The organism is Vitreimonas flagellata, assembly GCF_004634425.1.
Lineage (GTDB): Bacteria > Pseudomonadota > Alphaproteobacteria > Caulobacterales > Aquidulcibacteraceae > Vitreimonas > Vitreimonas flagellata.
Map to the genome: position 1 here is coordinate 678,601 of NZ_SBJL01000001.1, position 21,456 is coordinate 700,056.

At 62.3% G+C, this 21,456-nt stretch carries 23 protein-coding genes; 6 read left to right on the forward strand and 17 right to left on the reverse strand.

All coding sequences use genetic code 11. The annotated features are described in order from the left end of the window. Positions 1-63 precede the first annotated feature (63 nt). Entirely contained in the window at positions 64-561 is a 498-nt protein-coding gene (locus EPJ54_RS03470; RefSeq protein ID WP_135210264.1) for a c-type cytochrome, read from the forward strand. 14 nt (positions 562-575) lie between these two features. Here EPJ54_RS03470 and EPJ54_RS03475 read toward each other — a convergent pair whose 3' ends face one another. The 4 genes from EPJ54_RS03475 to EPJ54_RS03490 all read right to left on the reverse strand — a co-directional run bounded on the left by EPJ54_RS03475 (position 576) and on the right by EPJ54_RS03490 (position 6,383). Continuing rightward, on the reverse strand, positions 576-3,722 hold the full coding sequence (locus EPJ54_RS03475) for an efflux RND transporter permease subunit (protein WP_135210265.1): 3,147 nt from the start codon (positions 3,720-3,722) through the stop codon (positions 576-578). A 6-nt stretch (positions 3,723-3,728) separates the two neighbouring features. Then, complete coding sequence (locus EPJ54_RS03480) at positions 3,729-4,886, reverse strand: efflux RND transporter periplasmic adaptor subunit (RefSeq protein ID WP_167755551.1); 1,158 nt, start codon at positions 4,884-4,886, stop codon at positions 3,729-3,731. Positions 4,887-5,223: 337 nt separating this feature from the next. After that, on the reverse strand, positions 5,224-5,673 hold the full coding sequence (locus EPJ54_RS03485; RefSeq protein ID WP_135210267.1) for a hypothetical protein: 450 nt from the start codon (positions 5,671-5,673) through the stop codon (positions 5,224-5,226). After that, positions 5,619-6,383, reverse strand: coding sequence for a class II aldolase/adducin family protein (locus tag EPJ54_RS03490; RefSeq protein ID WP_135210268.1), 765 nt, complete (start codon positions 6,381-6,383; stop codon positions 5,619-5,621). Before EPJ54_RS03490 ends, EPJ54_RS03485 begins: the two co-directional genes overlap by 55 nt. 125 nt (positions 6,384-6,508) lie before the next feature. On the opposite strand from EPJ54_RS03490, the gene EPJ54_RS03495 reads away from it, so the two are divergent. Beyond that, on the forward strand, positions 6,509-7,264 hold the full coding sequence (locus EPJ54_RS03495; protein ID WP_135210269.1) for an NAD kinase: 756 nt from the start codon (positions 6,509-6,511) through the stop codon (positions 7,262-7,264). A gap of 61 nt (positions 7,265-7,325) precedes the next feature. Continuing rightward, positions 7,326-7,817: an Hpt domain-containing protein gene (locus tag EPJ54_RS03500; RefSeq protein WP_135210270.1), complete on the forward strand. Its 492-nt coding sequence runs from the start codon at positions 7,326-7,328 to the stop codon at positions 7,815-7,817. Between the two features lie 6 nt (positions 7,818-7,823). On the opposite strand, the gene EPJ54_RS03505 is transcribed toward EPJ54_RS03500, so the two are convergent. From EPJ54_RS03505 to EPJ54_RS03560, 12 genes are all read right to left on the reverse strand, one after another. Continuing rightward, positions 7,824-8,123, reverse strand: a complete 300-nt coding sequence (locus tag EPJ54_RS03505) for a YciI-like protein (RefSeq protein ID WP_135210271.1) — start codon at positions 8,121-8,123, stop codon at positions 7,824-7,826. Next, the gene (gene nuoF / locus EPJ54_RS03510) at positions 8,123-9,436 is read right to left on the reverse strand and encodes an NADH-quinone oxidoreductase subunit NuoF (protein ID WP_135210272.1); all 1,314 of its coding nucleotides are present in this window, start codon (positions 9,434-9,436) and stop codon (positions 8,123-8,125) included. The genes EPJ54_RS03505 and nuoF overlap by 1 nt, the downstream gene beginning before the upstream one ends. 3 nt (positions 9,437-9,439) lie before the next feature. Next, positions 9,440-9,715 carry a hypothetical protein gene (locus EPJ54_RS03515; RefSeq protein ID WP_135210273.1) on the reverse strand — a complete coding sequence of 92 codons (276 nt, stop codon included), beginning with the start codon at positions 9,713-9,715 and terminating at the stop codon, positions 9,440-9,442. Beyond that, positions 9,712-9,978: a hypothetical protein gene (locus EPJ54_RS03520; RefSeq protein WP_135210274.1), complete on the reverse strand. Its 267-nt coding sequence runs from the start codon at positions 9,976-9,978 to the stop codon at positions 9,712-9,714. The genes EPJ54_RS03515 and EPJ54_RS03520 overlap by 4 nt, the downstream gene beginning before the upstream one ends. After that, complete coding sequence (nuoE, locus tag EPJ54_RS03525; RefSeq protein WP_135210275.1) at positions 9,975-10,628, reverse strand: NADH-quinone oxidoreductase subunit NuoE; 654 nt, start codon at positions 10,626-10,628, stop codon at positions 9,975-9,977. The genes EPJ54_RS03520 and nuoE overlap by 4 nt, the downstream gene beginning before the upstream one ends. Positions 10,629-10,635: 7 nt before the next feature. Beyond that, positions 10,636-10,968 carry a nuclear transport factor 2 family protein gene (locus EPJ54_RS03530; protein WP_135210276.1) on the reverse strand — a complete coding sequence of 111 codons (333 nt, stop codon included), beginning with the start codon at positions 10,966-10,968 and terminating at the stop codon, positions 10,636-10,638. Further along, positions 10,965-11,399, reverse strand: coding sequence for a hypothetical protein (locus EPJ54_RS03535; RefSeq protein WP_167755552.1), 435 nt, complete (start codon positions 11,397-11,399; stop codon positions 10,965-10,967). The genes EPJ54_RS03530 and EPJ54_RS03535 overlap by 4 nt, the downstream gene beginning before the upstream one ends. Beyond that, complete coding sequence (locus EPJ54_RS03540; RefSeq protein ID WP_135210278.1) at positions 11,396-12,601, reverse strand: NADH-quinone oxidoreductase subunit D; 1,206 nt, start codon at positions 12,599-12,601, stop codon at positions 11,396-11,398. Before EPJ54_RS03540 ends, EPJ54_RS03535 begins: the two co-directional genes overlap by 4 nt. Further along, positions 12,594-13,190, reverse strand: coding sequence for an NADH-quinone oxidoreductase subunit C (locus EPJ54_RS03545; protein WP_135210279.1), 597 nt, complete (start codon positions 13,188-13,190; stop codon positions 12,594-12,596). The genes EPJ54_RS03540 and EPJ54_RS03545 overlap by 8 nt, the downstream gene beginning before the upstream one ends. After that, a complete protein-coding gene (locus EPJ54_RS03550) occupies positions 13,187-13,771 on the reverse strand; it encodes a NuoB/complex I 20 kDa subunit family protein (RefSeq protein ID WP_135210280.1) in 585 nt (194 codons plus the stop codon). The genes EPJ54_RS03545 and EPJ54_RS03550 overlap by 4 nt, the downstream gene beginning before the upstream one ends. After that, positions 13,741-14,118 carry an NADH-quinone oxidoreductase subunit A gene (locus EPJ54_RS03555; protein ID WP_135210281.1) on the reverse strand — a complete coding sequence of 126 codons (378 nt, stop codon included), beginning with the start codon at positions 14,116-14,118 and terminating at the stop codon, positions 13,741-13,743. The genes EPJ54_RS03550 and EPJ54_RS03555 overlap by 31 nt, the downstream gene beginning before the upstream one ends. 137 nt (positions 14,119-14,255) lie before the next feature. After that, on the reverse strand, positions 14,256-15,227 hold the full coding sequence (locus EPJ54_RS03560; protein ID WP_135210282.1) for a 2OG-Fe(II) oxygenase: 972 nt from the start codon (positions 15,225-15,227) through the stop codon (positions 14,256-14,258). A 563-nt stretch (positions 15,228-15,790) separates the two neighbouring features. Here EPJ54_RS03560 and EPJ54_RS03565 point away from each other — a divergent pair. Next, a complete protein-coding gene (locus tag EPJ54_RS03565) occupies positions 15,791-16,387 on the forward strand; it encodes a hypothetical protein (protein ID WP_135210283.1) in 597 nt (198 codons plus the stop codon). Beyond that, positions 16,384-17,322, forward strand: coding sequence for a nucleotidyl transferase AbiEii/AbiGii toxin family protein (locus EPJ54_RS03570; protein WP_135210284.1), 939 nt, complete (start codon positions 16,384-16,386; stop codon positions 17,320-17,322). Before EPJ54_RS03565 ends, EPJ54_RS03570 begins: the two co-directional genes overlap by 4 nt. 171 nt (positions 17,323-17,493) lie before the next feature. Here EPJ54_RS03570 and EPJ54_RS03575 read toward each other — a convergent pair whose 3' ends face one another. Then, positions 17,494-17,718: a hypothetical protein gene (locus tag EPJ54_RS03575; RefSeq protein WP_135210285.1), complete on the reverse strand. Its 225-nt coding sequence runs from the start codon at positions 17,716-17,718 to the stop codon at positions 17,494-17,496. Between the two features lie 150 nt (positions 17,719-17,868). Here EPJ54_RS03575 and EPJ54_RS03580 point away from each other — a divergent pair, with 150 nt between their 5' ends. Further along, positions 17,869-21,126, forward strand: coding sequence for a hypothetical protein (locus tag EPJ54_RS03580; RefSeq protein ID WP_135210286.1), 3,258 nt, complete (start codon positions 17,869-17,871; stop codon positions 21,124-21,126). The last annotated feature ends 330 nt before the right edge of the window (positions 21,127-21,456 follow it).

Here is a 21,456-nt window from a genome sequence, read left to right on the forward strand (position 1 = left end):
CAAGATTGCCGGCGGGACCGGCGCGCACGACATTCCGCTCGCGTTGAGGAAGGGATTGAACTTATGCGTCGTCTTCTGATTTCCGTCGCTCTGGCCGCGTGCGTCGCCGCGTGCGGGCAACCTGCTTCCCAAACAGCTGCGTCTTCCGAGAGCCCGGCGCCAGCAGCTGCGCCTGCCGCGCCCGCGCCTGACACGGCAGCGCTGCAAGCCGCAATCGCCGCCCTGCCCGCGCCGTACAACGAAGCGACCTACGAAGCCGGCCGGCGCGTGTTTGCGCAATGCCGCTCCTGCCACACGATCGAGGCCGGTGCGCCGAACCGCGTAGGCCCAAACCTGCATGGCGTGTTTGGGCGCGAGATCGGTTCGCTCGAGGGCTTCAATTATTCGCAGGCCGTGCAGGACGCGAACTTCGTCTGGGACGCCGCCCAATTGGACAATTGGTTGGCCAACCCACAGACCTTCCTGCCGGGCAACCGCATGGCGTTCGCCGGCGTGCGCAACGAAACGCAACGCCGCGATCTCATCGCCTATCTCATGGTCGAAAGCGCGACAGCGCCCTGATTATCGCGCTTTGATCACTCGGCGGGGCGGGCGACCGCCTCGTCATGCTCAAACGCTTCGATCTCTTTGGCGGTCGCCTCTGGCGACTTCGTATAGCGCGCCAGCAGATCGTAGAACGCCGGGATCACAAACAGCGTCAGCATGGTCGCGAGCGTGAGGCCGAAGAAGATGACGACGCCAATGGTCATCCGGCTCTCGCCGCCTGCGCCGTGTCCCATAATTAGCGGAATAGCGCCGACCACGGTCGCCACCGACGTCATCAGCACCGGCCGCACGCGCAGATCCGAGGCTTCCACGATGGCGTCGCGGATCGACCTGCCCTCGTCGCGCAATTGGTTGGCGAATTCGACGATCAAGATCCCATTCTTCGCCGCTAGCGCGATCAGGATGATGAGGCCGATCTGGCTGTAAATGTTCAGTGTGAAGTCAAACAGGAAGAGCCCGAATAGACCTCCGGTCAGCGCCAGCGGCACCGAAAGCATGATCACCAGCGGGTGCACGAAGCTCTCGAACTGCGCCGCCAAAACCAAGAACACGATCAGAAGCGCAAAGCCGAACGCAAACACGATCGCGCCCGTCGATTGTTTGAACTGCCGCGCAGCGCCCGTGTAATCGATCGCGATCGGTTGATCGCCGATCTCCTCGCGTGCGATTTGCTCAACCTCGTTCAGGGCGTCACCGATGGCATAATCGCCCGCGATGGACGCGGACACCGTGATCGCAGCCTGGCGGTTCATACGCCGGCGCTCGGCTGTGTCACCCTGCGTGCGCGTCGTCACCAACGTCGATAGGGGCACGAGTTCGCCGGTGCGGTCAGAGCGCACGAACTTGTTGGACAGATCGGCGATGTTCGAGCGTTCGTCGCGCTCGGCCTGCAGATAGACGTAATATTCCTCGCCGCGATCCGTGATCGTGTTCACGCGGCGCGAACCCATGGTCGCTTCGAGCGTGCGGCCAATGGCTTGCACGGAGACGCCAAGCGCCGCCGCACGTTCGCGGTCGATCTCGACCAGCACGCGCGGCGAAGTCGGCTCATAATTCATGCGCGGACGCTGGAAGTTCGGGCTCTCGCGCATGCGGTCAACGATGCGCTGCGCGACCGGCGCGACCTGGGCATAGGTGGAGCCAAGCAGCACAACCGAGGCGCCGTCGGCGCCGCCACCACCGCCACCACCACCGCTAAACGGACTCTGCATCCGGGCGCGAATAGTCGCGCCCGGAATTTGCGCGAGGCGTTGATTGATCTCGGTCTCGATCTCAGCGCCCGTGCGACGCCTATCTTCCCAATTGGCGAGAAAAACGCGCGCGATGCCGCTCGAGAACCGGCTCGTGCCGGCGTCGCCGAATCCTGGCGCAACGACGAGGACGCGCTGCGCCTCGCCTGATTCCACATAGCTCATGAGCACGTCTTCGACCTGGCTCATGACCCGGCTCGTGTACTCGAAGCCCGCGCCCTCAGGCGCCTGCGCGAACACGATCAAATTGCCGCGATCTTCCGAGGGTGTCAGCTCCGAGGAGAGCTGGGTGAAGATGAACCCGCCCAACAGAACGACAACGCCGAACACTGCGAAGACCAGGCCCTTGGCCCGCAGCGCCGCCTCCAAGGAAGCGCGATACGAGGCGCGCAATTTGTCGAGCGCGCCATCGATGATTTTTGTCAGGCGCGTTTCGCTCTTCACGGGCTTGACCAGCTTCGAGCACATCATCGGCGAGAGCGAGAGCGCCGCAAACGCCGAGATCACCACGACGCCGGCGATCGTCACCGCAAGTTCCACGAACAAGCTGCCGACATAGCCGCCAACGAACAGCAACGGCGCAAACACCGCGACGAGCACGGCGGACGTCGCCACGATGGCGAAAAACACCTGCCGCGTGCCGCGCTCGGCCGCCACTAAAGGCGGCTCGCCCAACGTGTCGACACGACGCTGCACGTTTTCCAGCACCACAATCGAGTCATCGACGACGAGGCCGATCGCGAGCACGAGCGCGAGCAAGGTCAGCAAATTGATGGAGAAGCCGAACACCGACATCACCAGAAACGCGCCGATCAAGCACACGGGGATCACGGCTGCCGGAATAAACGCCGCGCGCCATGATCCGAGGAACAGGAAGATGACGAGGACGACGAGCACGGTCGATTCAAGCAAGGCTTGACCCACGCGCTGGATGGCGCGGTCGATGAAGAGCGTGGCGTCGTACGACAGGACAAAGCGCGTCCCCTCAGGAAGCGTGGGCGTAATCCGATCAATTTCCGCTTTCACCTCGCGCCCGACGTCCAACGCGTTGGATTGAGACTGCCGGACGATGCCTAGGCCCACCTGCTCGACACGATTGCCGCGGAAGAGGCTACGCGTTTCTTCCGGCGCGATCTCTACGCGCGCGACATCGCCCAAACGCACCACAGCATCGTCCGTCGCAGAGCGGCTGATGGGCAGGCGCTGGAATTGTTCCGGCGTCTCGAACGCGCGCGCGACGCGGACTTGATAGTCGCGCTCCTGGCTTTGCACGTAGCCGGCCGGCAGTTCGATGTTCTGACTGCGCAACGCACTTTCGACGTCCTGCACGGTCAGGCCGCGCGCGGCGAGCGCGTTGGTATCCAGCCAAATGCGCAAGGAGCGCCGATATGCGCCGCCGATTTGCACGTTGGCGACGCCATTCAAAACGGCAAGGCGATCGACGACGTAGCGATCGGCGTAATCCGTCAATTCGAGGCGATCGAGTGTGGTGGATTCGAGGCTATACCAAATGATTGCATCGGCATCGGCGTCCGCCTTGCGGATCACCGGCTCGTCTACATCGGCAGGCAATTGCCCACGCGCACGGCTCACGGCGTTGCGGACATCATTGGCGGCGTCTTCGATGTCGCGATCGAGAGTAAACTCGATACTGATCCCCGAGCGACCATCACGGCTGATTGCGTTGATCACATCGATACCATCGATGCCGGAGAGCTGATCTTCGATAACGCGCGTGATCTGATTTTCAACGACCTGCGCCGACGCGCCCGGATAGGACGTGCTGACCGAAACCACCGGGCGATCCACGTCCGGCAATTCGCGGAGCGGAAGCGTCGTGAATGCGATCAGGCCAAAGGCGATAATGATCAGCGAAAACACCGTCGCGAGGACCGGACGGCGGACGGAGAGATCGGAGAGCGTCATACGCGCTTACCCGCGCGGCCGGAGTTCGGCGGCGCCCGCTTCGGCAGGGGCATCGCCCGCGACCTGTACTGGCAATCCAGGACGCATGCTCTGCACGCCTTCGGTCACAACGCGATCACCCGCGCCCAAGCCATCCAGCACTTCGGCCATGCCGCCGCTGCGCTGGCCGGTTTGGATGCGCACCAACTCGGCCTGTTGGCCGCCGCCTTCGCGGGCTGAAATGCGATAGACGTACGCGCCGTCTGCTTGATCGAGGATCGCGATCTCCGGGATCGCCAGGGCTTGGCGCGGGTTCGAGCGTACATCGACAGTCATCAGCATGCCGGGGCGCAGCATCTCGTCGCTGTTCGGCAACATGGCGCGCACGCGCACGGTACGTGTCGTCGGATCCACGCGGCTGTCGACCGTATCGATGCGGCCTTGGAAGGTGCGGTCCGGATAAGCACTGGCGCGCGCGACGATCTCGACGCCGGGCGCGATGCTGGAGACGCGCGTCTCGGGCACATCGAAGTCGAGCTTGATTTCGCTGATATCGTCGAGCGTGCCGATCTGGTCGCCGGGCCGCATGTATTGGCCAGGGCTCGCCGTGCGCAAACCGACGACGCCAGAGAACGGCGCGGTGATGGTGCGGTCCGCAATGCGCGAACCACCTGCGTTCACGCGCGCAGCGGCCGCATCGGCCGCGGCACGCACGGTGTCCAGGCGCGCCTGCGAAGCGAAACCGCGATCATAGAGTTCCTGGTAGCGGCGCAGCTCTTCTTGCGCCGCATCGTTGGAGGCGCGCGCCTCAGCAAGATCCGCCGCTTGCTCCACGTTCGACATCTCGACCAGCACCTGGCCGCGCCGCACGCGGTCGCCGCTGTCAAAGCGAATGAGCCGAATCGTATCGGCGACCTTCGGCGTCAGCACGATGCTCTCGCGCGCCTGGGCGGTGCCCAAGACTTGCAGGCCGTCCGTAAAGGTGTGCATCCCAGCGGACGCGACCACCACGGACGGCGCGCCGCCGCCCGGTCCGCCAGGGCCCTTCGCCCCGCCCGGCGCGGACGCGCTGGCCTGCTCGCCAACCGCCGAAAACAAAGATTTGCCCGCCACGACGAGCGTCATCAACGCAAGACCTGCGGCCACCACCGCCGCAAAGCCGTAGCGTTTGAAAAACCCCAACATGTAGCGGACCCTACAAGGCAATCTTTGAAGAAATGTGTCTGGGACTACGAACGACCTGCAAAATGCGATCAATTCCCAGGACGGCCCCATAATCCTATCACAAGGGCGGGTTCTTGTGCGCCGTCATCGATGCGCGCGTGCAGCCCAATCTGCAGCCCCCGCCCGCTTTCCCCGAAGCGCACCAGCGTAAATTGCGCCTTTAGGGCTCTCATCGCCGTTGCGCGGCGCGTCGAGGAACACTTGCCCGATGAGGCGCCAATCATCGTTTGGCCGGTAACCCGCGGTGAGGTCCAGCCGCTCGCCCTCGCAGCCGCCGTCCAGCGCCCGCGTCGCCAGTTCAAAATTCGAACGCCCCTTCGCAGGGCAGTGAGCCGCCCGCGAGCAGACGAACCTCCGCGCCACCCTCACCACACGCGTCCAGGCCAGGGTGCGAAATCCAGAGCGCGCCGCCTTGGAGAGCGACGGCCGTATTATCGCCGCGGTGGAGCGTTTGCTTGAAGCCGAGCATCGCTTCGCCACGCCAGCCGTCGTCAGTGTCAAAGTTCTGCTCAAACCAGGGCGCGGCGACGAACGAATTGTTCTCGCCGACCGGCAATTCCCAATAGGCGGACGTCTCGTAAAACGTGACCTCGTCGCGTTCGCCAACGACATTGGTCCAAATCTCTTGCCCGCCTTCGGGCGCGATCCACGCGCCCGCCGCAGCGGGCGCCGGCGCGAAGGCGGCGAGAACGCTTAGGTATCGTAACCAGGCAATGCGCGGTCCAGTTTCCGCAGCAGGCCGGGCCAAGCGAGCCCTGACACCATGCCCAGGCCTTTGCTCTGACCGCGGGTTTCTTCCTGCGCCGCATCCGGCGCGATCAGAACATTGTCGCGCCCCGCGCTCAGCGCGTTTACCTGCTGTGCGCATGCCCGCTCCAGGAAGAAGATGCCAATGAAAGCATCCGCCGCGTTCACGCCAACGGAGAGCGTGCCGTGATTGCGCAGCAGCATGAGTTTCTTGTCGCCGATGTCGGCCACCAAACGCTCGCGTTCATCAAGGTTGAGCGCGACGCCCTCGTAGCCGTGGTACGCAAGGTTCGGCAGCACCAGGAGCGAATTCTGTGTGAGCGGCAGAAGGCCATCCTTCTGCGCCGAGACACCAACGCCCGCATCCGTGTGCAGATGGATCACGCACAACGCATCTTCGCGCGCGGCATGGATCGCCGAGTGGATCGTGAAGCCGGCCGGATTGATGTAGTACGGCGTCGGCGCGACGATATTGCCGTCGAGATCGACCTTCACCAACGATGACGCGGTGATCTCTTCAAAGAACATCCCGTATGGATTGATCAGGAAGTGGTGCTCGGGCCCCGGCACGCGCATCGAGATATGCGTAAAAATCATATCGTCCCAGCCGTGCAGCGCGACGAGCCGATAGAGCGCGGCCAGATCGACCCGCGCCTGCCATTCTTCAGCGCTCACCCTGCCCTTAAGTGACGTACCAGCGTCGTCGGCCATGTGTTCCTCCTAATTCCCCGCTAGCCTAGACCCAGCTTTTCGCACGCTCAACCTGCACGATCGTCTTCGGCTAACCATATTGCGCCAGAGACGAACGCCGCCGTGCTGAGTAGGATCAAGTCGGAATGAAGCTCGCTTTCACCGCCAGCGCCCGTCCAGAAGCGCAAGAGGCCCTCCGCCGGCTCCGCCACACCTATGGCGAGAGCGGCGAAGCCGAGGCCGATGTCATCGTGGCGCTGGGCGGCGACGGCCACATGTTGGACGCGCTGCGCAAGCGTCTCAAAGACAAGAAACCCGTGTACGGCATGAACCGCGGCACGGTCGGCTTCCTCATGAACGAATATGCTGAGGACGGTCTGGTCGAGCGGCTGGAGAAAGCCTCACCGATCCGCATCCGGCCGCTGATCGCGCGCAGCGAAACGACGGACGGGCAAGTCGTCGAACGCGCTTTCAACGAAGTCTCGCTGCTGCGCCAATCGGCGCAATCGGCGTGGCTCAAAATCATCGTCGATGGCGCCGTGCGCATGCCCGAGCTCTCCTGCGACGGCATCATGGTGGCCACGCCTGCAGGCTCGACCGCCTACAATTACTCCGCCCACGGCCCGATCCTGCCGATCAATGCGCGCCTGCTGGCGCTGACCCCGATCAGCGCCTTCCGTCCTCGCCGCTGGCGCGGCGCGCTTCTGCCCCACTCGGCGCAGGTTCGGATCGAAGTGATCGATCCCGAGCGCCGTCCGGTCAGCTGCTCGGCCGACAATCTGGAAACCCGCAATGTCAGCGCCGTCGACATCCGCGAGGATTCCAGCACCTCGCTGACGCTTTTGTTCGACCAGGGCCATGCGCTGGACGAACGTATCCTGCGCGAACAATTCAACGTCTGACGGCCGTCTCGGCAGCGTCGTCAACGCTCTGTTCACCACCGCGCATGAAGCTCTCCGCGCTATGAGCAAACCGGCCGAGTTCATCGATCCGCGCACCAAGGGCCTCCGCGGCCTGACGCTTCGCCAGCCCGTGTTCAGCCCCGAAGCGGTTGAGCGCGCCGACAGCGCGCTGAAAGAGCTGAGCGGTTCGATGCAAGAATGGCTCGACGCCGATATCGAGCGCCTGAGCGCCGCGCGCCAAGAAGCCGAGGCGGCGAAATGGAGCTTTGCGGCGCTCGCGAAACTCGCCGGCGTCGCACACGAGCTCAAAGGCATGGGTACGACCTACGGCTATCCGTTGGTCACCCAGATCGGCGCCTCAATGTGCCGTCTGATCGAAACCGAAAGCGGCAAAGCGCTCGCACAACATGACCCAACGTTGGTGATCGCGCACGTGGATGCGTTGAAGGCCGCCGTCCGCGACCAGGTGAAGGACGACCAGCACCCCGTCGGCCGCGCGCTTCTACGCGCGCTGGAAGCGCAAGTCGAACGCCTGGGCGTGGCGCCGCGCTAAACGCGCTTACACTTGCGTCAGCGCGTCCTTGCCGACGACGGTGATCCATTCGCGCACGCGCCAAGCCGTGACCACGCCCTGGGTGACGTAGGGATCGGTCTTCGCGAACTCTTCGGCGACGGCCGACGTTTCTGATTTGAACAGCAATAGTCCAAACGGCGGCTCATCGCTCGGCACTGCGCCGCCGAGTTGCAGCTCATCGCGCGCCGCCGACGCGCGCGCCTTTTCCAAATGCACCGCCCGATGCGCGGCGCGCTTTTCCAGATAGTCCGGCGCGTAGGTGTAGATGAGCAGGAAGTGTTTCATCACTCCGCCGCCACCGGCGTGCGCACTTGATGGATACCCTTGGCGGCGCGATAGCGATCGATGCGCTGTTCGATTTCACTGCGGAAGCATCGGATGAGGCCTTGGATCGGCCATGCGGCGGCGTCGCCCAAAGCACAGATCGTGTGGCCCTCGACCTGGCCGGCCACGTCGAGCAGCAGATCGATCTCACTGTGATCGGCTTCGCCCTTGGCCATGCGCTCCAGCACGCGCCACATCCAGCCGGTGCCTTCACGGCACGGCGTGCACTGGCCGCAGCTTTCGTGCTTGTAGAAATAAGCGATGCGCGCGATCGCACGGATCATGTCGGTCGATTGATCCATCACGATCACAGCCGCAGTGCCGAGGCCCGAACGATGCGGCGCGGCTGAGAGCGAGTCGAAATCCATCAGCATGGTCTCGCACTCTTCTGCCTTCAGCATCCGCACCGACGAGCCGCCAGGGATCACCGCTTTCAGATTACCCCAGCCGCCGCGCACGCCGCCGGCATGCTCCTCAAGCAGCGTCTTCAGCGGAATGCTCATCGCCTCTTCGATGTTGAGCGGCTTGTTCACGTGGCCTGAGACGCAGAAGACTTTGGTGCCAGTGTTGTTGGCGCGGCCGATGCTGGCGAACCACTTGGCGCCGCGGCGGATGATCGTCGGCGCCACCGCGATCGATTCCACATTGTTCACCGTGGTCGGACAGCCATAGAGGCCGACATTGGCCGGGAATGGCGGCTTCAGGCGTGGCTGGCCCTTCTTGCCTTCAAGGCTTTCGAGCAACGCAGTCTCTTCGCCGCAAATGTACGCGCCTGCGCCGTGGTGCATGTAGATGTCGAAATCCCAGCCATGCACGTTGTTCTTGCCCACGAGCTTGGCCTCGTAGGCTTCCTTGATCGCGCGCTCCATCGCTTCGCGTTCAGCGACGTACTCGCCGCGCACATAGATGTAGCAAGCGTGCGCCTGCATAGCGAACGAGGCGACCAAGCACCCTTCGATCAGCAGATGCGGATCGTGGCGCATAATATCGCGGTCTTTGCACGTGCCCGGCTCGGACTCGTCGGCGTTCACAACCAGATAATGCGGACGATCCTTCACTTCCTTCGGCATGAAGGACCACTTCAACCCCGTCGGGAAACCTGCGCCGCCGCGGCCGCGCAGACCAGAATCCTTCACTTGCTGAATGATCCAGTCACGCCCGGCGTCGAGCATGTCTTTGGTGCCATTCCAGGCGCCACGCTTCTTCGCGCTCTCCAGGTCCGCGCCGTGCGTCCCGTAGAGATTGAGGAAAATGCGATCCTTATCCGCGAGCATATCTCAGTCCTGCGTGTCAGCGCCGCGCATACGGCGGCGGTGATAAAGTGTGCGCTGAATCATGGCGTAGAGCAGGATAAGCCACCCCGCCCCGAGCACGACCCAACCCAAATTCAAAAGCCATGGCGCCGGCGCTTCAGCCGACTTCGCCGTGATCAGCAAGCCAGCGCCGGCGATCACAACGATAAATCCGATCATGCGCGGCCCGCGCGCAATCGCACGCAGCTCAGCGCGATAGGCGTCGCGCGCTTCGGGCGTTTCAAGATCGGGCTCGCTCATCGCCCGCCTCGCGGCGCAAGCGACATGAAAAGCCGCAGCGCAAACCACGCCGCACCAATGGCGGGGCCGGCGACGTAGCTGCTGGCCAACGGGCGTTGCTCAACCAGCGCCATGTACGCGGCCAAACCGATCAGCCCCAACGTCAGCACGCCATAGACGGCGACCGCAGCGCCCTTCTGCGGCGCGCGCGAAAATGCGTTCGGATCGAACGGCAACCGGCCTTTGGTGCGCGGCAACGGCGGAGGCGGTTGGCTTTCGCTCACACCTTCTCCGGCAAGTTCGGCAGCGTGATCTTTTGACCAAGCGAGCCGTCATACATCGCGGGATCCGTCAGCGCGCTCGTGCCGCCAGCGGGCGCGGACGCATCGCGGCCGATCGCTGAGCCCGGCGTAATCTTCTCGCCGCGCGCGAGCTTGTCGAACAGCGCCTCCAGCGCGTCGGGCGTCAGGTCTTCGTGATAATAATCGTCGATCGCGATCACCGGCGCATTCACGCAAGCGCCGACACACTCGACCTCTTCCCAAGAGAACAAGCCGTCTGCGCTGACGCTGTGCTTTGGGCCGATGCGGCGCTTGCAGACGTCCTTCAAATCCTCCGCGCCGCGCAGCGCGCATGGCGTCGTGCCGCAGAGCTGGAAGTGATGCTTGCCGACCGGCGAAAGGTGGAACATCGTGTAGAAGGTCGCGACTTCCAGCACGCGGATCAGCGGCATTTCCAGCAATTGCGAAATCGCCTGGATCGCCGGCTCGCTCACCCATCCCTCTTGCTTCTGCACCAGCCACAGGATCGGGATCACAGCCGATTGCTTCCGCTCGGGCGGATACTTGGCGATCCACCAACGCGCCTGCTCCATCGTCGCGTCAGAGAAGGCGAAGCTGGCGGGTTGTTCGGCTGCGAGACGACGGACGCTCATGCTCTTCTCACTTCACGAAATCGACGCGGGCGATCTGCCCGTTTTTGACAGTGTAAATCGCGATGGCTTCAAGGCGCGGACCGCTCGGGCCGCGCACCACGTCCTCATGATCGATGACGACGTCACCCAGGCTCATACGATGCACAAGCCGCGCTTTGTTTTCAGGAAACTGCGCGAACATCGCCGCGTAACGCGCGCGGATTTCGTCGCGGCCGTTCTGCGTGACGGCGCCGTTCAGATCGCAGATCTGGCAATCCGGCGCATAGGTCGCGAGAAACGCGCCCATGTCTTGGGCGTTGTAGGCTTCAAGCTGGCGTTGGACGACTTCTACCGCACTCATGCCGCCGCTCCCCGGCCTTCTATTTTGTCGAGCTTCGCGAGCGCCTTCTCAGCGTCGTCGCGCGCCTTCAGCAGCGAGGCGCGGCGATAGGCGCGCAGATACGTTTTCAGCACCGGCGCTTTCAGCAAGGCGCCGCGGCGGATCGCGATCAACATCAGCAGAGCCGGCAGAAACGAAAGCGTCGACAATCCCGGCGCGGCGCGTGGATCAATCACGTCCATATATTGCATGCGCAGCGGAACGACGACGAAGCCGATCATTAGGCCAATCGTAAGTCCCTGGATCGCAGCGCCGATGCGCACGCGTGCGGGATGGTGCTCCACATGCTCCGGCTTAAACGCAATAAACGCGTGCAGCACGAACGCGAGCGCGATCACGAGGGCGACAATGCCCTCGATCCACAGCATCAGCGGTCCATGCTCCGGGTTCACCGATCGACTTCCCCGAACACGATGTCGAGCGAGCCCAGCACAGCCGAGACGTCCGCCAACATGTGGCCCTTGCATAGATAATCCATCGCCGAGAGGTGCGGGAAACCCGGCGCGCGGATTTTCAGGCGGTAAGGCTTATTGGTGCCGTCGCTCACGAGATAAACACCGAACTCGCCCTTCGGCGCCTCGACGGCGGCGTAAGCCTCGCCAGCGGGCACGTGGAAGCCTTCGGTGTAGAGCTTGAAGTGATGGATCAACGCTTCCATCGATTGCTTCATCTCCGCCCGACGCGGCGGCGCGAACTTGGATTTTTCCGGCAGCACCGGCCCCGAAGTTTTACGCAGCAACTTCACGCATTGCTGAATGATCTTCGTCGACTCGTACATTTCCTCGACGCGGCAGAGGTAGCGATCGTAGCAATCGCCGTTCTTGCCGAGCGGAATTCTGAAATCGAGCTCGTTGTAGATTTCGTAGGGCTGCGAGCGACGCAAATCCCAGGCCATGCCCGAGCCGCGCACCATCACGCCCGAGAAGCCCCACTTCAGCGCGTCTTCCTGGCTGACGACGCCGATATCGACGTTACGCTGCTTGAAGATGCGGTTGTTGGTGAGCAGCGTTTCGATGTCGCGCACTTTTTGCGGGAATTGCTCTGCCCAAGCCTCGATGTCGTCGACCAATTGCGGCGACAAATCTTGGTGCACGCCGCCTGGGCGCACATAATTGGCGTGCATGCGCGAGCCAGAGGCGCGCTCATAGAACACCATCAGTTTTTCGCGCTCTTCGAAGCCCCAGAGCGGCGGCGTCAGTGCGCCGACGTCCATCGCCTGCGTCGTGACGTTCAGCAGATGGTTCAGCACGCGGCCAATTTCGGAATAGAGCACACGGATGATCGAGGCGCGGCGCGGCACTTCGATGCCCGCGAGCCGCTCGATCGCCATACAGAACGCATGCTCTTGGTTCATCGGCGCGACGTAATCGAGACGATCGAAATACGGGATCGCTTGCAGATAGGTTTTGTATTCGATCAGCTTCTCGGTGCCGCGATGGAGCAGACCGATATGCGGATCGACGCGCTCGACCACTTCGCCGTCTAGCTCGAGCACAAGGCGCAACACGCCGTGCGCAGCCGGGTGCTGCGGCCCGAAATTGATCGTGAAGGTGCGCTTCTCTTCGTTCGGCGCGTTGGAGAGATCGTCAGCCATTGGCCTTCTCATCACCCGGCAGGGTCATGCCTTCCCACGGAGAGAGGAAGTCGAAATTGCGGAATGCTTGCGTGAGCTTCACCGGCTCATAGACCACGCGTTGCTGTTCGGCGTCGTAGCGAACCTCGACGTGACCGGAGAGCGGGAAATCCTTGCGCAACGGCCAGCCTTGGAAGCCGTAATCGGTGAGCAAACGACGCAGATCCGGGTGATTCGAAAACAGAATGCCGTACATGTCGAACGCTTCGCGCTCGAACCAGTCCGCGCACGGGAAGATGCTGGCCACGCTCGGCACGGCGGCTTCTTCGTCCGTCTCGATCTTGATGCGGATGCGCTGGTTCAAGTGCATCGACAGCAGATGATAGACGACGTCGAAGCGCTTGCCGCGCTCCGGGTAATCCACGCCGCAAATGTCGATCAACGTCGTGAAACGGCAGCGCGGATCATCGCGCAGGAACATCATCACCGGGTGGATTTGCTCGGCCTTGGCCGTCAGCGTGAGTTCACCGGCAGCAATAGTTTCGCCGGTGATCGCGCTCGTCATGGACGCTGCGATGTGCGCGCCGAGATCGTCCAGGGATTGGCTCATCGCACGATATTCCCTTCGCGGCGGATTTTACGCTGCAGCTGAAGGATGCCGTACACGAGCGCTTCCGCCGTTGGTGGGCAGCCAGGAATGTAGATGTCGACCGGCACGACGCGATCGCAGCCGCGCACCACGGCGTAGCTATAGTGATAATAGCCGCCGCCATTCGCGCATGATCCCATCGAGATCACGTAACGCGGGTTCGGCATCTGGTCGTAAACCTTGCGCAGAGCCGGCGCCATTTTGTTCGTGAGCGTACCGGCCACGATCATGACGTCGGACTGACGCGGAGAAGCGCGGGGCGCAAAGCCAAAACGCTCGACGTCGTAACGCGGCATCGACGCCTGCATCATCTCGACCGCGCAGCAGGCGAGGCCGAACGTCATCCACATCAGCGAGCCCGTGCGCGCCCAAGTGACGAGATCGTCGGCCGCAGCAACGAGAAAGCCCTTATCGGCAAGCTGGTTCGAAAGCCCCGTGTAGAACGGATCGTCTTCCTTGACCGGGAAGCCGCCTTCGACACCGGCGCGCGCAGCCGCGCCTGCTGGCGTAATCACTCCCATTCGAGCGCGCCCTTCTTCCATTCGTAGATAAAGCCAACGGTCAACACGCCGAGGAACGCCATCATCGACCAGAATGCGAACTGACCGAGCGCTGGGTCCATGCCACCGAGCGTGATCGCCCACGGAAACAGGAACGCGACCTCAAGGTCGAAAATGATAAAGAGGATCGACACGAGATAGAAGCGCACGTCAAACTTCATGCGTGCGTCGTCGAACGCGTTGAAGCCGCACTCGTAGGCCGACACTTTTTCTTTGTCCGGGCTCTTCGGCGCGACCACCCACGCCGCGATGAGGAAGCCCGCGCCCATCACCAGAGCGATGGCGAAGAAGATCAGGATCGGCAGATAATCTAGAAGTTCGAGGCCCATGTCCCCCACCTATGCCGCGTCGGGCCGCCTCGCCAGAGCATTGGCGCCGCAGCCGCGAAATCGCGCGGAAGCTAGGGGCGCCCGTTCGTTATGTCCATGCGCGATCTGACAGCAAAATTGGGCAGCAATTACCGCCCTTAAACCAGCGCCTGCGGCTTGTTGCGCAGCCATTGCGACAGCACCCATTTACGCCCGCGCGTCGGCGGCAAGCCGGCATGCAAACTACGCCGCTCCGGTTCGCCGCGCGCGTCCACATTTGCGAATAAGACGCAATCGCCTGGGCGTCCCTTTACCTTGAGGCCCAATTCCGGAAACGCGGTCTCGCCGCCATCGAAATCGTCGCTGAGATAGGTCACGCAGGTCAGCACGCGCTGCCCGAAAAGCGCGACTTCCTCGTCGAAATGTCCCGAGAGTGGGTCGAAGAAGTCGAAATGTGGCTCGAATTGTTGCCCCGGTAGGTAGCTGATCACATTCGGCGGCTCGTGCAGCGCCACCGGCACGCCCGTCACCATTTCTGCGCGCGCCTGGCAAAGCGCCACCACCACATCGCGTTCGAGGATTGGAAAGGCGGCGACCTTTGCGGTGCGCATCGGATGTTCATGCGTCTCACCGGTCATCGCGTCGTTGATCATGCCGCGGGCCAGCCGCCCCTGCGCGCGCCGTTTGAGCCAATTGGCGCAGCGCGTCGTCAAGAAGCCCTCCACCAGCAGCACGCGCGGCTCGTCCGAGACCACTTTCACGCGTGGCGGCGCAAACAAGAAGCGAATCTCGATCTCGTTGCGAAGCCGATGCCAAATGTTTCGGCCCGATGGATCGCGCGGGACGGCGCGGCGCCGCGGCGCCAAGACCGCCATCTGAAATTGTGCGGGCGCGTCCCCCAGCTGGGCGGCCAACGCCAACCAGTCGAGTGCGTCCGGCCAGTGCGGGGCGCCGCCCACGCCGACAGCGGTCAGCATTGCAAGTCGCGCAGCAGCAGCGCCAGCGCCTTTCTCGGCGGCGTCCTTGTAAAGCGCCGCGGCCAATTGCGGATCGGGGTCGCAATCAGTAGCGCCAACGAGAACGTTGTCGGCCTCGCGTACGCGCGCCTCCAGGCCCAGTGCCCGCACCATCTGAAATGCCCCGATGCGCCGAGCTCAAACAAAGGCTCGGCCTCCCGCATCAGGGCCACTCACGCAGTGACAAAGCTAATGTGAAACGATAATTACGCTTTCGCGTACGATGGCTGACCGGCCTTTTCGACAAGCGCCATTCGTCGTCGTGCGCGAGCGGTAAGTTGATGCAGGCACACGCGCCGAGCGTGTTGACCAAAGTTGGGATTGATCTAATCCGCAATGGCGCGAGTGACGGGGCTCGAACCCGCGACCTCCGGCGTGACAGGACTGAAAAAACTGAACAAAATCAAGCACTGTTCCATCAAATGACCGAATTCTGGCGCCTATATAAATCAATGACTTAGCGCTAAGCGATGGAACGCTATTATGGGAAATTCCATCAAATTGTGACGCCGTTTTTGGCGCCCAAAGTTGCCCTTCGTGGCCCCCCACACCCTTATGCGCATCGCGTGGAGCGAATACGGGACGCTTGCAACGGTCCTCGTCCCTATTGCATGATATTTTAATAACGTTTCTTGCAATGTGATGCGGCCTTACTATCTTCGCCGAGTAGGAAAAGCATGTCCGCTCTGAACCCTCTCCGAAAGCACCTGCGTCCAGGTCAGGTCTACCGCCGCAAGGAGCTTGCGCGGTGGTCAAAGGCTGTCGATCGCCATCTGGCGCAGCTGGTCGAAGAAGGCCGGCTCGAGAAGGTGTCAGGCGGTCTTTATATGGTCCCGCGCGAAACGCGGTTTGGCAAAGCAGCCGCGGCGGATGAGGAGCTGGTCGGCGCCTTCCTCGGCGACGATCGCTATCTGCTCGTCTCACCCAATGCTTATAACGGTCTCGGGGTGGGTACGACGCAACTCTACAACGCGCCGGTCGTCTATAATCGCAAGCGCCATGGCCGGCTCGACCTCGATGGGCGGCCTTATGAATTCCGGCGCCGGATGTCTTTCCCAAAGACGGTCAGCGCGGAATTCCTGTTGGTCGACCTCCTCCACAACCTCGACCGGTTGGCAGAAGACACCGACGCCGTTCGAGAGCGTGCGTTGGCGCGTGCTGCGGAGATGGACGCAACGCGTTTGTCGAAGGCTGTTCACGACTACGACTCCGCAAGGGTTCGTCGATTGCTTGCGCCGGTGCTCGAGGACGACAACGCAGGTCTCGCGGCATGAGACTTCTCCACGAGGAGCCGGACTTCGCCGATCTTTTGGCCGTCACCGGTCGGAGCCTCGGCACCGATCCAAGCCTCGTGGAGAAGGATTATTGGATCATGCATGCGCTTTGGGGTCTACAGCAGCTTGGCAGACGGTTTGAACTCAAGGGCGGGACATCGCTTTCCAAAGGCTACGGCATTATCGATCGCTTCTCTGAAGACATCGATATCCGTATCGAGCCGCCGGCAGACCTGCCCGTTGGGGCCAATCACGACAAAGAACACCATGCTGAGGCGCGACGCGCCTTCTATGACGGGTTGGCGCAATCCATCGTCATCTCGGGGTTTGGCAAGGTCGAGCGCGACACTGCGTTCGATGACACACGCTATCGAAGCGGCGGCGTGCGGCTCCTCTACCAAAGCGCTTTCCCACTGCCCGCGGGCATCAAACAAGGCGTGCTGCTAGAAGCCGGGTTCGATCAGGTAGCGCCCAATCGTCCGCGTGACATTTCATCATGGGCCTACGACGCTGCGTCGCGTGCCGGCGTCACCGACATCATTGATAACAGAGCCCTGGGCGTCCCCTGCTACGAGCCAGGCTACACGCTCGTTGAAAAGCTGCAGACGATTTCCACCAAGCACCGCCAACACCAAGCGACTGGGAAGATGCCGCAGAACTTCATGCGGCACTATTATGACGTCTATTGCTTGCTAGCCGATCGCGACGTGCAAAGTTTCATCGGGACCGCACTCTATGTGGCGCACAAAGCCAAACGATTTCCAGCTGCGGATAATCAGGACATTGCCGCCAATGATGCGTTCGTGCTCTCCGACACCTCGATCCGAAGCGCGTACGAGGCCGCTTACGTTTCGACCTCAGCGCTGTATTTCCGTGGGCAACCGACTTTTGGCGAGCTGCTTGAACGGATTCATCGCGATGCGCCTCGCCTATAAGCGCGGGACTTAGCGCTTGCGTTTCTTGAGCGCGAACAACTGGCGCCCGGCGATCGCCCGTGATGATGCGGCGCCCACCTGAGGCTGCCGTCGCGCGTGTTTCATGTGGAACGTATGCGGAACGATCTCGCGCCAGCGCACCCTGCGGCTGGATCATTCGCTGTCATTGGGTCAGGCGTAGGCGATCGTCTCGAGCGCTGAAGTCGCATCACCACGAGAAGTGTAGCGCCCGACAAGCGCGCCCGGACCAGCGAGCGCCTTCGGCCGGAACATGTGGAATTTCTTGTCGCCGCCTTTGACCAGCTGAAAGACGCGGCCATTGAGGCGGCAATAGAGACCGCGATGCGCGTCTCGGCCATTGGCTCGATCGATGAAACCGGTCGAGGACTTGCGCATTTTGGACCGCAACCTAGACTTTCAACGCCTCAAAGCGGTCGAAGTCTGCACAACGGGGCGGGTTCCGGGGGGGATCGCATGGCTAGGTCGACCTGGGCTGCGAGCGCTTACGCTCACGCTTTGATTTCAACGCAGCGCCGATAACGCGCGATGTCCGATCTCCATCGCAAGCACGCCATAGCCAAACTTTCCGTGCGTAGTCCGTTCGTGCGCGAGTTCGAACAACGGGCCCAAGGATCGAAGGTGGAGCCCAGCGACGACGAGATTGTGCACATCCTTCGCTGCATTATCGTGACAGCGCCAAATGCACGCTTGACCACCGTCGAGGGCCTCGGCCGCGCAATGTTCACCCAATATGATGTGGCGCGCGCTTGGCCCGTCAAACGCGGCGGCAAAATCATCAACGCCAGTACCATCTGCAGCGTGATCAAAGGCAAGCAGAAGATCCCGGATTACCAATTGCTGCATCGCGGCTTGCTGATCGAAGCGGCCGTGGCGTTGAAATACAAAACTGAAGACGCCCCCGCTTTAATGGCGGCGATCCGCACGCCGCAATCTTCGCTGAAAGAATGCGTCAACGCCGCGTTTTTCTTTGGCACCGACACCGATGTTCCGCTTCGACCCTTGATCGCTTCGCCGCTTTCATTGCCGGCTTATTGGGAGGGGCGCGACGACGATACGCCAGCACCGCCGGCAAAATTGTTGGCCGAACGGGTCCGCACCGCGCTGCGTGATGACGCCGAACGCATCTTCTACATTCATGGCGCGCCCTTCTCGGCCAAGCGGGAAATCCTCAAATCTGTCGTGCGCGGTCTGGAAGACGGATTCCTCGTGCGCTCGGATCGAAAACGCATGCCTGCTCTGGCGCTCGCCGCCGAAGCGGTCAGCACCAAAGTGTTCGTCGATCGTGTTTTTCAGTTCTTCGCCGCAAACATTCCAGCCGCCGATACGCTGCGCGAGAGCCTCGACACTGACGGCAAGATCGCCTTCATCCGTGCAAGCGCCAAAGCGACACCGGTGCTGTTTATCGTGGCCGATATCGAGCCGTTCGACGCTGACGCCATGATCCGGCGCCTGCGCGGTGATCGCATCGGCGACGTTCTGCAAGCCGTCATCGAGGGGCATCCCGACACACGCGTTGTGATTGCCGGAGGTGAGAACGTACACCCGCCCAATGGGGAAAGCCTGCCGACCGCGTTCTGGCGCACGGCGGCCGTTCCTATCCAAGTGCACGCCTCGCCCGACGAATATTTGCGCGCGCTGCAGATTCTTGGCCCCACGCTCACCAAGCGATTTGCCCGCCACGTCTCAGCGGAGCTTGCCTCTCCCGACACGCCGGGCGCGAACGACTTTCTTCTCGACGCTTTGACGATGCGCTTGGCTATCGGCATTTTTGAACAGAGCAAGCCCGGTAAGCTCGCGGTCGAAGCCGGTCGGTTGAGCGCTGCCCTACGCAACAATTCCGCCCAAGACGTTTTCGATTGCGCCTGGGAGGCTTTGCTGACCCCCATGGATCGGTTGGCGTTCGGCTTAATTGCTGCAAGCCATGACGGACTGCGCTGTTCCACCTTCGTGCGGCTGCTGACCGCAATGCGCGCGCTGGATTCCACGACAGCTATGCATGACGCGATCGACGCGTTCGATTGCAGTCCTGCTGCCTTGACCGCATGGGCGCGCCGCCACGGCTCGTTTGTGCGGGTGCGCGACGACGACGCCGAGGACCCCTCGGTCTATTTCCGCGACCAGATCCGTCGTCTCGTCTTGAAGACCTGGATGCGTGAAGATGCCAATCAAGCACGCGATGGTTTCTGGTGTATCGCCCGCGAAGCGCTGGACCAGGCGCATCAGCACCAATTCAGCGGCGGCGGCGACGCTGAAGACACCGCGTTCGGCCGCTATTTGCAGGCATTGCACGCCCTGCTGTCCTCCATCGACCCAGCGGGCCTCGCACACGCACCGCCATCGGCCGCGCCGGGTCCTGCGTTCGCGATATTACCCCCACTCGACTCACCGGCGACGCAACGCCCTTGCCCGCGCACGTCCTATCAGTACGCATGGGCCGAACTCTATTGTCACGAATTGCGCGGCGGCGGGCGCGCCATTGACGAACGTTATGGCGGACCCGCGACGCAATTGGCGGCGCTGCTTGTTTTCCTGACACCGGACAAACCCTGGGCGGCGTTTGAAACAAGCGACACCTGGTTCAGCGAACCGCTTTATCCCCAAGGCATGCCGGTGGCCGCCATTGTATTGCGTCCGCCGCACCAATTGGCGCTGCTCACCGAGATCGCGGTCGCGGCGTTGCGCGCGCAGCGGTTTGCGCTGCTGTTAAATATTCTCAAACTGGCTGAAGGCTTGCCGCGCGATACGCTGCAACGCGCCGATTGGGTTCGCCTCCAGCGCATACGCTTGACGTTAAGTCTGCTGCATTGCGGCGATCCCGCGATCAAGGCGCGCACACTGCGCAGAAGCGAGGAGAAACTTCCCGACGAGGTTAAGCGCTACAAGCTGGAATGGGCGGAAAGCCTTGCGCAATCTTTGCTGAACGATTTGAGCGGCCGCGATGATGTGGATTCGATCATCGCGCGCGGAAAGCTCAATATGCGCATCGGCGAAATCCGTCACTGGCTCGGCAGGCGCGGCGGCGCGGGTTTGGCCTATATGGAAGGGTATCGGGCTGAACGCGCGTTGGGCGGCGACGGCGGTATCGATGCGTTGAAAGTAACGCCCGGGCGCGGCATCCGTACCGCAGTGCGGTATCTGCTTTCGCGCAGTCCCACACCCTATGAAGTGCTAGAGTTTGAAGACAAACTCGCCTGGCCTGCGCTCGGGGCCACACATGACGACGCAACACTCCGGCTGGTGCGCAGCTTCGCGGAAATCAACAAACGACGGGCGCGCGGCGGGGCGGTGCGCGATCGACTCTTGGCCAAACTCGACGACGCACGCATCCTTTTGCACACCGGCAAATATTCCGCAGCCTGCGCCGCGGTCGCCATCGCCGAAAAACTCGCCGAACAAGGCGGCGCCGCGTTCGAAACCGTGCTCGAACTCGATGAATTGCGGCTGGCGGTGTTGATCGAACAGGCGATGCGCGACACCCACGCACAAATTATGGATGCCGAGCGCGCGACTCAGATGCGCCTCGCCATCGAAACCGCGCTGCAGCACCTGCGTAAGCTGGCGCATACCCCACTCGCGGAATGCATCCTGCTCAGCGCTGAGACCAACGCGTACATTGCTTTCAGCCGCCTCTTTGCACCGGTTTCGCCGGAATCACGCCAGCACTTGGTAAACGCCCACGAGCGCCTCCTTGAGGCGATTGACGCTACGAACGAGCATGGCGTCCTGCTCTTGGCGCCGCGTCTGGCGCTGATGAAAACTGGTCTTGAATCAATCCTCGACTGAGACGTTGCGCCCGATTTTCCCCGGATTCACGCGCGTGCGTCTGCGCTTTGCAAACGGCGCACACGCTTGCGCACGACAGCGAAACGACCGCGATTTTCGATAAGCGCGATTTCAAAATGATCTGATCGACGGCGCGCGTTTGCGCCCGCGCAGAAATCCGACGCCTTCCGAGCGGTGCGCTTTTCAAATGCGCGCAACGCGTCTCAGACTGCCTCCATCGTCAACAACAATGCGAGGATGCCTTCAATGAACCTGCACCTGACAACAGCGCTCGATCTCGCGCTTCGGCTTGCACTCGTACTGGCACAGGACACCCTGTCGGGAGGCTCA